Here is a 13,377-nt window from a genome sequence, read left to right as displayed (position 1 = left end):
CGTCGCGGCGTTGCCGGAGTTTAGCACTCGCAGGGGTACCAGGGGCAAGCCCCTACTCCGGCCGCATATGGGGGAACAACAGCACGTCCCTGATGGAGGGTGAGTCAGTGAGCAGCATCACCAGTCTATCTATACCGATACCCTCGCCCACAGTAGGGGGCATGCCATACTCCAACGCGCGCACATAGTCGTGGTCAAAGTGCATGGCCTCTTCGTCGCCCGCGTCTTTCTCCGCCACCTGCGCCTGGAACCGCTCTGCCTGGTCCTCTGCATCATTGAGTTCCGAGAAGCCATTAGCCAGCTCGCGTCCACCCACAAAGAACTCAAAGCGGTCCGTGATGAAGGGATCATCATCGTTGCGACGCGACAGTGGAGACACTTCCGTTGGATAGGCAGTAATAAAGGTTGGCTGGTCCAGATTCTCCTCGACCGTCGCTTCGAATATCTCCAGTTGCACCTTGCCAAGACCCCAGCCGGGCTGGGCCTCTACACCAAGACCGCGCAGCACCTCTCTTGCCTGCGTGTCGTCAGAGATCTGGTGCGCAGTCAGCTCCGGATTGAAGTGCAGAATGCTGTCGAACACGGTCATACGACGGAATGGCTGCGCAAAGTCGTAGTCCTGACCCTGGTAGGTCACCGTGGTTGTGCCCAACACCCCCTGAGTCAACTTGCGCATCAGATCTTCCGTGAGATCCATTGCATCCTCGAAATCCGCATACGCCCAGTAATACTCGAGCATGGTGAACTCGGGATTATGCCGCGTGGATAACCCCTCGTTGCGGAAGCTGCGGTTGATTTCGAACACCCGCTCAAAGCCACCCACTGTGAGTCGTTTCAGGTACAACTCGGGTGCGATGCGCAGGTACATATCGAGATCCAGCGCATTATGATGAGTCACAAAGGGCTTGGCCGTCGCACCGCCAGGGATAGGGTGCATCATCGGCGTCTCAACTTCCATGAAGTCGCGTCCGGCCATGTAATTGCGAATAAACGCAATGATGCGTGAACGGAGACGGAACACCTCACGCGACGATTCGTTGACGATCAGATCAACATAGCGCTGGCGATAGCGCTGTTCCTGGTCGGCCAGTCCGTGGTATTTGTCAGGCAGCGGACGCAGGGCTTTAGTGAGCAGGCGAGCTGTACTCATATTGATGTACAAATCGCCCTTGCCCGACTTATGCAGCACGCCTTCTGCGGCAACGATATCGCCCAGGTCCCAGGACTTGATGGCCGCCAGCGTATCTTCGTCCAGCCCCTTGCGGTCGATGTACAACTGAATGCTGCCGGACACATCCTGAATCAGCAGAAAAGCACCGCGGTTGCGAACCAGGCGACCGGCGACGGCGAAAGACTGACCGGCGGCTTCAAGGCTTTCCTTATCTTGGTCACCGTAATCACGCTGTAGGTCGCCCGCCAGCGCGCTGCGCCGGAAGTCGTTGGGGAAGGCCGGCCCCGCCTCGCGCAGGCTGTCGAGTTTGCTGCGCCGCTCGGCGATCAGCTTGTTCTCATCCTGGGGCGCGGGTGCCTGTGTGTCAGTACTCATGCGGGTAGTATCCAATCAATAGTGGTTTGCGAGCCTAGAGGCCGCTCTTCAATGAGGCTTCGATAAAGCGATCAATACTGCCGTCCAGCACGGCTTGCGTGTTGCTGGTTTCAACGCCAGTGCGCAGATCCTTAATACGAGAGTCATCAAGCACGTAGGAACGAATCTGGCTGCCCCAGCCGATATCAGCTTTGCTATCTTCTGCGGCCTGGGCTGCCTCCTGGCGCTTCATCACTTCCTGCTCGTATAACTTCGCACGAAGCATCTTCCAGGCCTTGTCGCGGTTCTGATGCTGCGAGCGCTCGCTCTGACACTGCGCAACAATACCGCTGGGCTCATGCGTCAGGCGCACCGCTGAATCGGTTTTGTTCACGTGCTGACCGCCGGCGCCCGATGCCCGGTAGGTGTCAGTGCGCACATCGGAGGGATCAATCTCGATATCGATGTTGTCGTCGATCTCTGGCGATACGAACACGGCAGAAAACGACGTGTGGCGGCGATTGCCGGAATCGAAGGGCGATTTACGCACCAGGCGATGTACACCGATTTCCGTACGCAGCCAGCCGAAGGCGTACTCGCCTTCAATGAAGATGGTGGCGCTCTTGATGCCCGCCACCTCGCCGGCGCTACACTCCACCAGCTCAGCCTTGAATCCCTTGGCCTCTGCCCAGCGCAGATACATGCGAAGCATCATCTCGGCCCAATCCTGGGCCTCGGTGCCACCGGACCCTGCCTGAATATCTAGGAAGGCATTGTTGGCGTCCATTTCGCCGCTGAACATGCGACGGAACTCAAGCTTTTCCAGAATGCCGATCAGACCATCAATTTCCTCGCGGATCTCTTCCGTGGCATCTTCGTCATCCTCAGCAGCGGCCATCTCGAGCAGGTCGGCGGCATCAGCCGCGCCCGAAGTGAGGCTTTCAATGGTGTGAACAATACTTTCGAGAGAGGCACGCTCTCGCCCCAAAGCCTGCGCCCGATCAGGGTCTTCCCAGACTGAGGGCTCAGCGAGTTCCAGCTCTACTTCGGCCAGCCGATCTTTGCGTTCAGCAAAGTCAAAGATACCCCCTAAGCACGTCGGTACGCGCCTCGATGTCTTTCAGGGCTTGCAGTAGCGGGTTGATCTCCAGCATGGGTCAACGATTCCTCGAAAAAGGCGCGCATTTTAGCGCAGCCAGTGCGCAGGGGGAATGCGCCAGACGACCGCCGTCTGGCCTTAGACGGGCTCGAGGTGGTCAATCATCAGCTGCAGGCTGTTGCGGCCGCGATACTGATTTACATCCAGCCGATAGGCTGCTCGCACCTGAGACAGTTCAGGCTGCGGCCAGCTCGCCGTATCCACATTAAACTGGATAGCATCCATCACTGTTGATTCGCCCGGCAACGACAGCACCATCTTTAGATGGTTGCTCCCCACCAAGCGTTGATCAACGACATTGAAGACACCATCGAAAACAGGCTCGGGGAAGTGCTGCCCCCAAGGGCCTGCAAACCGCAGTGCCTCAGCAAGTTGCAGATCAAACTCGGCCGCGCTCAAGGCGCCATCGGATTCGATCACTGCATCCAGCTCTACGTCTTCAGCATGTCTGGCGACTTCTGCAATAAATGCCTTGCGAAAAGCATCCAGAGACTCGGCGGGCAGGCTAAGTCCGGCTGCCATGGCATGCCCGCCAAACTTGGACACCAGACCGGGGTTTCGCGTAGCAACAGCATCGAGCACGTCACGGATGTGTATGCCCTTGATGGATCGGGCAGAACCTTTTAACTCACCGCCGGCACCGTCGGCGAACGCGATAGTGGGACGATGAACACGGTCTTTGATCCGCGATGCCAGTATGCCAACCACGCCCTCATGCCACCCGGCATCGTAGAGGCAGTACGCAACCGGCGGCTGCTCGGCATCATCGAATACCATCGCATCGAGTTGGGCTTGCGCATCTCTCTGCATGCCCAGCTCTATCGCCCTACGGTCACGATTCAGGCCATCCAGGTCGGCGGCCAGTGCACGCGCACGGTGAGCATCGGGGGCCAGCAGGCATTCGATCCCTACCGAGATGTCGTCCAGTCGACCCGCCGCATTCAATCGCGGCCCGGCAGCGAAGCCCAGGTCAGATGCCACTGCCCTACCCTGCTGCCGATTGGCCACCTCTAGAAGAGCAGCAATACCGTGACAGGCACGACCGGCGCGAATGCGTTTCAAACCAGCGTCTACGAGGATGCGATTGTTCCGGTCCAAAGGCACGACATCTGCCACAGTGCCCAGCGCCACCAAATCCAGATAATCAGCCAGGTTAGGCTCCGGCCTTGCATCACTGAACCAACCCCGCTGGCGCAACTCGGCACGCAGTGCCAGCAGGCAGTAAAACATCACCCCCACACCGGCGAGGCTTTTGCTGGCAAAGTTACAGCCGGGCTGATTGGGGTTCACTATAACGTCGGCATCCGGCAATTGCCGACCGGCCAGGTGGTGGTCGGTCACCAGAGTCGCTATCCCTGCTGCTCGTGCAGCCGCAACACCTTCAAGGCTGGAGATACCATTGTCTACCGTGACGATGATATCCGGTCCGAGTGGCTTGGCGAGTTCGACAATCGCGGGAGTCAGACCGTAACCGTACTCGAACCGGTTGGGCACCAAATAACTGACGTTAGCTGCACCCATGGCACGGAGTACTGTCAGGGCAAGTGCGGTACTGGTGGCACCGTCCGCATCGTAGTCACCCACCACCAGGATATGCTGCTCGTCGGCCAGCGCATCGGCCAACATCCGGCCTGCGGCCTCACTGCTTTTCAGGGTAGAGGGCGGTAATAAGTGCGCCAGCGTAAGCTCAAGTTCATTGGCGCTGGCGATTCCACGCGCTGCGTAGACACGAGCCAGCAGAGGCGGCAGCCCCGGCGCATCAAACACCTGCTCGGGCGCAGCCCGGCGCTGAACACGCGCGTTCAAAGCGCTAATCAGGCATTACTGTTCTCGGCAATAAAGCGTTGAACAGTATCCAGTTCATTGGGCAGCACCGTGAAACGCTCTTCCCGTTGGAACAGGTCAGCCAGATGCTGCGGCAGAGGCGGCTCAACGTCGACACCGGCTTGCTTCACCGCTGCAGGAAATTTCGCAGGATGCGCAGTGGCCAGCGTCACCATCGCCACATCACCTTCAGGCTGAGCACTCAGGGCGGCTTCTACGCCAATCGCAGTATGAGGATCCAGAAGGTACTCACTGCTGCGCCAGGTTTCCAGAATACGCGCGCAGGTCTCTTCATCCGAGACGCGGGCGCTACTGAACAAGGTTCTCGCCGTTGCCATCGCCGCATCATCAATATCCACCGCACCGACATCAAAGCGTTTCATCAGGTCTGCGATTGCTGCGCCGTCACGGTTATACAGATCGAAGAGTAGCCTCTCGAAATTGCTGGACACGGTGATATCCATGCTGGGCGACAACGACTGCTCCAACTGCTGGCGGCCATAGGTGGCGGTGGTCATGATCCGATGCAGCACATCGTTACGATTGGTGGCGATCACCAACTGCTCGATGGGCAGGCCCATCTCACGCGCCAGGTAACCCGCGAAGATATCGCCGAAGTTACCGGTGGGCACAGAAAATGCGAGCTTGCGCGACGGCGCTCCCAGCGACAGTCCTGCATGAAAGTAATAAACAATCTGGGCCATGATGCGCGCCCAGTTGATGGAATTAACGGCAACAAGGCTACGGCCATCAGGCAGGAACTGCTGCGCATTGAAGCTGGCCTTCACCATGGCCTGGCAGTCATCGAAATTACCCTCAACTGCCAGGTTATGAATATTGTCGCCAACAACGGTGGTCATCTGTCGGCGCTGCACCTCGGATACACGTTCATGAGGGTGCAGGATAAAAATGTCGATGTTCTTGCAGCGCCTGCAGCCCTCAATGGCCGCCGATCCGGTGTCACCCGATGTAGCACCCATGATGACGACTTTGCGCTGCTCGCGCTCCAGCACGTAGTCCAGCAGTCGCCCCAGCAGTTGCAGGGCAAAGTCCTTGAATGCCAGTGTGGGTCCGTGGAATAACTCCATTACCCACTGGTTAGGCGCCAATTGGATGAGAGGCGCGACGGCGCCGTGACGAAACTCGGCGTAGGTGTCCTGCAGGATTTGGGCGAGATCGTCTTCAGGAATGCAGTCAGCCACGAAGGGGCGAATGATTTCCAGCGCCAACTCGGGATAGGCCATGCCCCGCATAGCTTCGATCTGCTCGACCGAGAATTTTGGCAATGTCTCGGGTACGTATAGGCCGCCATCCGAAGCGAGCCCGGTGAGCAACACCTGTTCAAAGTTCAACGCGGGCGCCTGACCCCGTGTACTGATGTACTTCATGAGTAGTCCTAACCGTCCAGCGATTCAACGCGGATACGCGCTATTGTACCGGTAATGGTGGGCAGCGCCTCGATGGCGGCCACCGCTGTTTCCAGATCGCCCTGACGCGCCGCGTTGGTGATCACGATCACAGGTACCCGGGTCTGCCCGGTACCGGGGGCCTTCTGTATCAAGGCCTCAATGCTGATGCCCTGCTCGCCCAGCAAGCTGGTGACCTCCGACATTACCCCGGGACGATCTTCCGCTTCCAGGCGCAAATACCAGGGCGTCACCACGTCGGACATAGATACGAACGAGGGGGACTTCAACGCCTCGGGAGCAACACCCAGCGAAGGCACTGGGCACAACTGCCCCGCTGCCAGCTCTCTCGCCAGGTCGACAATATCTGCCACCACGGCTGATGCGGTTGGCTGAGCCCCCGCCCCTGCGCCGTAATACAGCGTTGGACCCACTGCATCGCCCTCGACCAGTACCGCATTTTTTACGCCGTTAACATTAGCCAATAAACGACTCTCGGGAATCAGCGTGGGGTGCACCCGCAGCTCAATACCCTCACTACTCTGCTTGGCCACACCCAGATGCTTAACGCGGTAACCCAGCTCTTCCGCGTAGCCGAGATCTTCAGGCGTGAGCTTGGTAATACCCTCCGCGAAGACAGCGTCAACAGACATCGGTATACCAAAGGCCAGTGACGCCAGGATCACCAACTTGTGGGCGGCATCGATACCCTCTACGTCGAAGGTGGGGTCTGCCTCGGCATAACCCAGTGCCTGAGCCTCTTTGAGTACCTCGTCAAAGGCGCGGCCTTTGTCGCGCATCTCCGTGAGAATGAAGTTGCCCGTGCCATTGATAATGCCGGCCAGCCAATGAATCTCGTTACCCGCCAGTCCTTCACGCAGCGCTTTGATGATCGGAATACCGCCAGCCACTGCTGCCTCGTAACGCAGGGCAACGCCGTGCTGCGCCGCCAGCGCAAATAGCTCGTTGCCCGCCTCGGCTATTAAAGCCTTATTCGCAGTCACCACATGCTTTCCAGCGCGCAAGGCGGCTTCCACAAGCTCTCGTGCCACCGTGGTGCCACCAATCATTTCGACCAGCACATGCACATCCGGGTCGCGCGCCACATCAAAGATGTCACGGCTCACGGGCGTATCACCGGTAGGGCACTCGGGATTGTCGCGGCGTGCGCCCACGTGTTTCACCTTGACGGACGTGCCGGCGCGAGCGGCCAAGAGCTCTTCGTGGTTCTGCAGCAAGCTGAAAGTGCCACCGCCCACAGTGCCCAGCCCACAAATGCCTATATTTACTGCGCGTAATTCGTTAATCATACTTTTCTCTATCGGGAAAACGTCAGGCGCTGACTGCGCCGTCCTGTTTCATCATGCGCCGGATGTTACGCACGGCCTGCCGGGTTCTATGCTCGTTTTCAATCAGGCCGAAGCGCACATAACCCTCGCCATACTCACCGAAGCCCACGCCGGGAGACACGGCAACCTTGGCATCGCTCAGTAACTTCTTACTGAACTCCAGTGAGCCCATCGCTGCGTAATGATCGGGAATCTTCGCCCACACGAACATAGTCGCTTTGGGCGGTGTGACAGGCCAGCCTGCATCGTTCAGACCTCTGCACAGCGTGTCACGCCGGTCACGGTACATAGCATTGATCTCGGTGACACAGGATTGATCACCTTCCAGCGCGGCGATGGCCGCCACCTGGATCGGTGTAAACATGCCGTAATCCAAATACGATTTCATGCGCGCAAGCGCACCCACCAATTGACTGTTACCGCAGCAAAATCCTACACGCCAACCCGGCATATTGTAGCTTTTGGACATGGAGTAAAACTCCACAGCCACGTCTTTCGCGCCATTCACCTGCAGGATCGAGGGAGCCTCATAGCCATCGAAGCACAGATCAGCGTAGGCGAGGTCCTGCACTACCCAGATACCGTGCTCCCTGGCGACCGCAATTACTCGTTCAAAGAACGCCAGCTCCACACAGTGGGTTGTCGGATTACTGGGGAAGTTGAGCACCAGCATCTTGGGTTTGGGCCAGCTGTTGCGGATGGCATTTTCCAGTTCATGGAAGAAGGCGTCCTCATCCGCCATAGGCACGTGGCGAATGTCGGCGCCCGAAATGACAAACCCATAGGGATGAATCGGGTACGACGGGTTGGGCACCAAAATAGCATCGCCCGGGCCTGTGGTTGCCAGCGCCAAGTGCGCAAGGCCCTCTTTGGATCCCAGGGTAACGATCGCCTCGGACTCAGGGTCCAGTTCTACGGAATAGCGCCTCGCGTACCAGTCACAGATTGCCTTGCGCAGTCGCGGTATTCCCCGGGACTGGCTATAGCGGTGTGTGTCACCACGCTGCGCCGTTTCCACTAACTTGTCGACAATATGTGACGGCGTGGGCTGATCGGGATTACCCATACCGAAATCGATGATGTCCTCGCCCGCGGCTCGCGCCTGCTGCTTGAGTTCACCAATGATATTGAAAACGTAAGGGGGGAGGCGCTGAATGCGCTGAAACTGGTCTTCCACGCTTAGATAACTCGGGTGGGGCTCCCGACAGGAGCTCAATGGCTAAGAAAGGTGGGAAACAGTAATGAAGCTACCCCACGCTGTCAACGCGGGGCGGCCGTGAGGCCCGGCTGGGCCCGTGAGGGCTAGTTGAGCCCCAGAGAGACCATCATGTCGTCGGCAGACTGATAGCCGGGGATCATACGACCCGTCTCGGTAATGATGGCAGGCGTACCACGCACACCCACTTTCTGGCCCAGCTCAAACTGGCTCGAAATGGGGTTTCCGGGGCACACGTTATCGGCCACAGACTCACGATTCTTAAGCTTGGTCAGCGTATCCTGCGGATTCTCGGAGCACCAGGCGGTTGCCAACTGACGGTAGCCATCTGAGCCCACACCAGCACGTGGATAAGCGAGGTACCGCACTTCCACGCCGCGCTTGTTCAATTCGGGCACTTCCTGATGCAGCTTCTGGCAGTAAAAACAGGTGGCGTCTGTGAACACCGTGATGTGCGAGCGGGTCTCACCTTCTGCTGGGAAAACAATCATGTCATCGCTGCTGATCTCGTCGAGTTCGGCTACACGTTCTTTATCGCGACGCTGCTCGGCCAGGTTAACGAACTGATCACCCTGCACCGCGAACAAGTCGCCGACCAGGAAAAAGCCACCGTCAGGGGTTGCGTATACCATTGGACCATTCTCAAACTGCACTTCCAACATGCCTGGCAGCTGGCTTTCGCTCACAGTACCTACCTTGAGGCCTACCGCAGGGTTATCGAGCTTGGCACGCAGCGCTTGCTCGACATCAGTGTCTACCTCTGCTGCGACCCATGCGCTGGCAAGACCCAGCAGGGCTGCCATCAGGCCGGTGATAAAACGTGTAACTTTCATGGTGGTCCTCAAAAAACGGTGTGAACGCGAAACGCGGCGATTATGACACGCTTGGAACGTCGTCGCCGCAATAAGTTCCGGTAGAACCTGCTGTGCCCCGTCAACAGTTGGACAGCTAAACCGGACCGACGCGACCGCCCCAGTGATTACCCCCGGGGATGATGCTGGGCGTGGAGTTCCTGCATGCGCTGTCGCGCGACATGGGTGTAAATCTGCGTCGTGGTCAGGTCGCTATGCCCCAGCAGCATCTGCACCACCCGCAAGTCCGCCCCGTGGTTCAGCAAGTGCGTGGCGAAGGCATGGCGAAGGGTGTGCGGCGACAGCGGTGAGCGAATATCCGCGCGCTGCGCATACAGTTTAATGCGGTACCAGAAGGTTTGGCGCGTCATCTCCCGGCCGCGTTTACTGGGAAACACCACATCGCTGGGAATACCCTTCAGGAGCTCAGATCGTGGACCCGAAAAATAGCGCTGCAACCAGGCCAGCGCCTCTTCGCCCATAGGCACCAGCCGTTCTTTAGAGCCTTTGCCAAATACCCGCACCACGCCCTGGTTCAAGCTGATCTGAGAGATCTGCAAACTGGTGAGTTCAGTCACGCGCAAGCCACAGGCGTACAGAAGCTCCAGCATCGTGCGATCACGAAACTCAAGCGCCTCGTCGAGATCCGGCGCCTCCAGCAGGCGATCGACATCCTGTTCTGATAGGGATTTTGGCAGAGGTCTGCCCAGTTTGGGGCTGTCCACGTCCAGCGTTGGATCGACGGTGATACGCCCTTCCCTGAGGAGAAAACGGTAAAAGCCCCGCGCGCAGCTCATAAAACGGGCAGTGGAGCGCTGCGATTGGCCTTGCTCCAACCGAGAGCCCAGGTAGGCCTGCAACTGTGCTCTGTCGGCCGACGTTACGCTGGAACTTCGCTGGGCAACCAGCCAATCGTTAAACTGCCTGAGATCACGCCGATAGCTCGATAAGGTATTGTCGCTCAGCCCTTTCTCCATCCACATGGCATCGATATAACGCTCGATGTCGGGGTGCATGTCATGGGCTGTGCTCATACTCAGAGGCTATCATAGTGGTGCGCTTTGCTGAAAAGACTGCAGCCGTGACCGACCACAGTCCTTCACCCGCTCTATGGGCCTTACTTTGCTCTTAAGCCGCCGGCTATTGTGCTCCGACGGTGGTGGGTGCAAATGAAGTTACCATCGTGACTGCACCGATTCGGGTAGAGACGTCAAAATTCGAGGTGCACTCGACGGATAGGCTCACGTTACCGGCCTCTACCGGAATCGGCACGCTGCCACTTAAGGGGAAGATAAACAGGCCGTCTTGCGTCCCGTCCGCGAACATCTCACCGGCTATCGCAACAAACTCCCGGTTAAGGTCTACCAGGCAGCCCAGACTCACTCCTCCCCCCTGGGAAATGACCGTGGACCTGAAATGCAGGGTCACAATACCCGCGGAGGGGACTGTGAGATCAAGGGACGCAACCTCAGTCGGTTGAGTCGCCGGTGAATTTATGGAGTTCCCCGCGGAGAAGCTTGCGACACCTGTAAATGGCTCGTAGTAATAACCCAGTACATCCACGACAACATGACGATCGTTGCGACGCGATAAAATATTGAAGTCACCGACGCAGCTATCCGGCGTGCACAGCGTGATATTGGTGGAGTTACCGACTGCATTGCTCTCAGTAACGTTCACCGTGGAACCTGTGCCTGAGGCGGGCGTGGGCTGGTCTGAAGGATAGGCCACCAATACGCCATTACCCTCAGAGCCGGGCGTGGGTACTGCCAGCACATAGGCCGCTATCGCGGAGGGCTTCACACCTTCACGAGGGGGAGGACAATCCTAACCACCCTGATTAAACAGGGTGTCACTGCTACCGGAGGCAAGGAATCCCGAGGGTACGCCGCTGGCCAGTGGGGTTCCTACACCTTGCCGTGTATCCACAATACGGCAGGGCTCCACGGCCACGAACTCAAGTCCGTTCTGGGCGTACGAGGCGGAGGAAAAAGTCAGCGACAGAGAAGCGACGAGTGCTGCAGAAGCGCAGTGTTTCAGGTACGAGAACATACAAAATCCTTTTCTGAATGAGTTTCGTGTTCACCTTAATGCCCGGAGCTGCAAACCCAACTTGTCGGGGCACCGCACCAGGATGGCCCGATGCAACACTGACGTGTGCATCAAGCAGCCGTGAGTATGCATAGCGCTCTCCTACCAAAGATGCAGTCTCTGGACTTATCTCACTGGCAGTGGGTACGGACTATTTTCTTGAACCCACAAAAAAGCGGCCCGGAGGCCGCTTTCGAAATCAGGTGCTCGCCCGCAGTGTGCGGAGAGCGATGACGGCTTAGCTTAATTAGCCAGCTTTTCCTTGATGCGCGCTGCCTTACCGGACAGTTCACGCAAGTAGTAGAGCTTGGCCTGGCGCACGTCGCCGCGACGCTTCACCTGGATGCTGTCAACCAGCGGAGAGTAAGTCTGGAACGTACGCTCAACACCCACACCGTGGGAAATCTTGCGAACGGTGAACGCAGAGTTCAGGCCGCGGTTACGCTTGGCCAGAACAACGCCTTCAAACGCCTGCAGACGCTCGCGGTTGCCTTCCTTTACTTTCACCTGAACAACAACGGTGTCGCCGGGGCCGAATTCCGGCAGGTCTTTTTCCATCTGCTCAGCGTCAAGCTGAGAAATAATCTTGTTGGTGCTCATGATGCGCTCCTGTGTGGTCACTCATAGCCTCACGGCTAGTACTCGGTTGAAATACCTTGCTCCTGACAATATTGCGCCAGCAGCTCCTGTTCTTCGGGTGACATCACCCTGTCCTTCAGCAAGTCGGGCCTACGCTCCAGCGTTCTTCCCAAGGCCTGCTTCAGGCGCCAGCGACGGATTTTCTCATGATCGCCGCTGAGTAATACTTCCGGCACTTCGCGCCCTTCGAACACCTCGGGCCGCGTGTAGTGCGGGCAATCCAGCAATCCGTCGGCGTAGGAATCTTCCTGTGCCGACAGTTCGTGCCCCAATACTCCAGGCAACTGGCGTGTAATCGCGTCGATCAACACCATGGCGGGTAATTCACCGCCGCTTAATACATAGTCGCCAATGGAAATCTCTTCATCCACTGCCGACTGAATCAGGCGCTCATCCACGCCTTCATACCGTCCCGCCACCAATACCAGGCTATCCAACGCTGACAACTCGACCGTCTTGCTGTGATCGAGCTGTCTGCCCTGTGGCGACAGGTATACAACTTTGGGCTCACCGTTCAGTGAGGCCCTCGCTGCAGATATTGCCTGCTGCAGCGGATCAATCTTCATTAACATGCCCGGGCCACCGCCATAAGGCCTGTCGTCGACCGTGCGGTGACGGTCGGTGGTGAAGCTTCGCGGGTTTATGTGGTTTAACGCCACCTTGCCCTGGTCAACGGCTCTGCCAGTGACACCGTGCTCACTCACCGCGCTGAACATTTCCGGAAACAGGCTGACAATCGCAATCTGCATACCGCCAGTTCCCTCTGTGGGCTCCTCTACTCTTCCGGGAACCAGTCCACCGCTATTACGCCGCGCTCCAAGTCCACCTCGGTGACCACATCCCCCTCCAAATAGGGGATCAAACGCTCGCGTTCATCAATACTGTCCTCGCAGGCCTTCAGCACCATCACATCGTTGGCGCCGGTGTCGATCATGTAATCGACTGCCCCCAACAAGACCGGGGGCTCACCTTCTGTATGACACCACACCTGCAGACCTTGCAGCTGGTGCCAGTAATACTCGCCTTGCTCCAGCGGCGGCAGTACATCGGCCTTTACCAGTACTTCCAGCCCCTTGAAGGCTTCTGCCGCGTCGCGGTCATCGACGCCCGCAATATGGGCAACCAGACCTTTGCCGTGGCGCTTGCCGGCGTCGAAGACAATGGGGCGCGTGGCGCCGCGCTGCTTCAACATCCAGCCACCGAAGCCGAGGAAATTATCGACGGGATCGGTGTAGGCGTGAATCCGGACCCAACCTTTGATGCCGTAGCAGCCGGTAATTTTTCCGGCCACCAGGTATCCATCGGTCACGGGCTCAC

13 protein-coding genes are annotated in these 13,377 nt (G+C 58.0%); all 13 read right to left on the bottom strand.

The window, feature by feature from the left end; translation table 11 throughout:
- Positions 1 to 52: 52 nt before the first annotated feature.
- Complete coding sequence (lysS, locus tag IE089_RS02200) at positions 53 to 1,546, bottom strand: lysine--tRNA ligase (RefSeq protein WP_189474758.1); 1,494 nt, start codon at positions 1,544 to 1,546, stop codon at positions 53 to 55.
- Positions 1,547 to 1,580: 34 nt separating this feature from the next.
- Positions 1,581 to 2,679 (bottom strand): peptide chain release factor 2 gene (prfB, locus tag IE089_RS02195; RefSeq protein ID WP_189474756.1). Its coding sequence is split into 2 segments (ribosomal slippage): positions 1,581 to 2,603 and positions 2,605 to 2,679, totalling 1,098 coding nucleotides; the frame shifts between segments, so codons are not numbered across the junction.
- An 83-nt stretch (positions 2,680 to 2,762) separates the two neighbouring features.
- On the bottom strand, positions 2,763 to 4,490 hold the full coding sequence (gene recJ / locus IE089_RS02190) for a single-stranded-DNA-specific exonuclease RecJ (RefSeq protein ID WP_189474755.1): 1,728 nt from the start codon (positions 4,488 to 4,490) through the stop codon (positions 2,763 to 2,765).
- Positions 4,491 to 4,498: 8 nt separating this feature from the next.
- Positions 4,499 to 5,896: a threonine synthase gene (gene thrC, locus IE089_RS02185; protein WP_189474753.1), complete on the bottom strand. Its 1,398-nt coding sequence runs from the start codon at positions 5,894 to 5,896 to the stop codon at positions 4,499 to 4,501.
- Between the two features lie 8 nt (positions 5,897 to 5,904).
- Complete coding sequence (locus tag IE089_RS02180; protein WP_189474751.1) at positions 5,905 to 7,224, bottom strand: homoserine dehydrogenase; 1,320 nt, start codon at positions 7,222 to 7,224, stop codon at positions 5,905 to 5,907.
- A gap of 22 nt (positions 7,225 to 7,246) precedes the next feature.
- A complete protein-coding gene (alaC, locus tag IE089_RS02175) occupies positions 7,247 to 8,440 on the bottom strand; it encodes an alanine transaminase (RefSeq protein WP_189474749.1) in 1,194 nt (397 codons plus the stop codon).
- A gap of 125 nt (positions 8,441 to 8,565) precedes the next feature.
- Complete coding sequence (locus IE089_RS02170) at positions 8,566 to 9,312, bottom strand: DsbC family protein (RefSeq protein ID WP_189474748.1); 747 nt, start codon at positions 9,310 to 9,312, stop codon at positions 8,566 to 8,568.
- A gap of 146 nt (positions 9,313 to 9,458) precedes the next feature.
- Positions 9,459 to 10,364, bottom strand: coding sequence for a site-specific tyrosine recombinase XerD (gene xerD / locus IE089_RS02165; protein ID WP_189474746.1), 906 nt, complete (start codon positions 10,362 to 10,364; stop codon positions 9,459 to 9,461).
- Between the two features lie 106 nt (positions 10,365 to 10,470).
- Positions 10,471 to 11,133 carry a hypothetical protein gene (locus IE089_RS02160; protein ID WP_189474744.1) on the bottom strand — a complete coding sequence of 221 codons (663 nt, stop codon included), beginning with the start codon at positions 11,131 to 11,133 and terminating at the stop codon, positions 10,471 to 10,473.
- A 24-nt stretch (positions 11,134 to 11,157) separates the two neighbouring features.
- Positions 11,158 to 11,382 (bottom strand): hypothetical protein, encoded by a 225-nt coding sequence (locus IE089_RS02155; RefSeq protein ID WP_189474742.1) that lies wholly within the window; start codon positions 11,380 to 11,382, stop codon positions 11,158 to 11,160.
- A 282-nt stretch (positions 11,383 to 11,664) separates the two neighbouring features.
- Positions 11,665 to 12,021: a 50S ribosomal protein L19 gene (gene rplS / locus IE089_RS02150; RefSeq protein ID WP_189474740.1), complete on the bottom strand. Its 357-nt coding sequence runs from the start codon at positions 12,019 to 12,021 to the stop codon at positions 11,665 to 11,667.
- A gap of 35 nt (positions 12,022 to 12,056) precedes the next feature.
- Positions 12,057 to 12,809 (bottom strand): tRNA (guanosine(37)-N1)-methyltransferase TrmD, encoded by a 753-nt coding sequence (gene trmD / locus IE089_RS02145; RefSeq protein ID WP_189474738.1) that lies wholly within the window; start codon positions 12,807 to 12,809, stop codon positions 12,057 to 12,059.
- Between the two features lie 26 nt (positions 12,810 to 12,835).
- Positions 12,836 to 13,369 carry a ribosome maturation factor RimM gene (rimM, locus tag IE089_RS02140; protein WP_229802540.1) on the bottom strand — a complete coding sequence of 178 codons (534 nt, stop codon included), beginning with the start codon at positions 13,367 to 13,369 and terminating at the stop codon, positions 12,836 to 12,838.
- Positions 13,370 to 13,377 lie beyond the last annotated feature (8 nt).

It is taken from the genome of Parahalioglobus pacificus, from assembly GCF_014652275.1.
Taxonomy (GTDB): Bacteria; Pseudomonadota; Gammaproteobacteria; order Pseudomonadales; family Halieaceae; genus Parahalioglobus; species Parahalioglobus pacificus.
Note: the sequence above shows the minus strand (reverse complement) of the source record. Positions and strands in the feature narration are given on the sequence as shown.

What these genes read in the sequence shown, in the direction of transcription:
- lysS (WP_189474758.1), bottom strand. Translation starts at nt 1,546, where the DNA reads ATGAGTACTGACACACAGGCACCCGCGCCCCAGGATGAGAACAAGCTG.
- thrC (WP_189474753.1), bottom strand. Translation starts at nt 5,896, where the DNA reads ATGAAGTACATCAGTACACGGGGTCAGGCGCCCGCGTTGAACTTTGAA.
- IE089_RS02180 (WP_189474751.1), bottom strand. Translation starts at nt 7,224, where the DNA reads ATGATTAACGAATTACGCGCAGTAAATATAGGCATTTGTGGGCTGGGC.
- IE089_RS02170 (WP_189474748.1), bottom strand. Translation starts at nt 9,312, where the DNA reads ATGAAAGTTACACGTTTTATCACCGGCCTGATGGCAGCCCTGCTGGGT.
- xerD (WP_189474746.1), bottom strand. Translation starts at nt 10,364, where the DNA reads ATGAGCACAGCCCATGACATGCACCCCGACATCGAGCGTTATATCGAT.
- IE089_RS02155 (WP_189474742.1), bottom strand. Translation starts at nt 11,382, where the DNA reads ATGTTCTCGTACCTGAAACACTGCGCTTCTGCAGCACTCGTCGCTTCT.
- rplS (WP_189474740.1), bottom strand. Translation starts at nt 12,021, where the DNA reads ATGAGCACCAACAAGATTATTTCTCAGCTTGACGCTGAGCAGATGGAA.
- trmD (WP_189474738.1), bottom strand. Translation starts at nt 12,809, where the DNA reads ATGCAGATTGCGATTGTCAGCCTGTTTCCGGAAATGTTCAGCGCGGTG.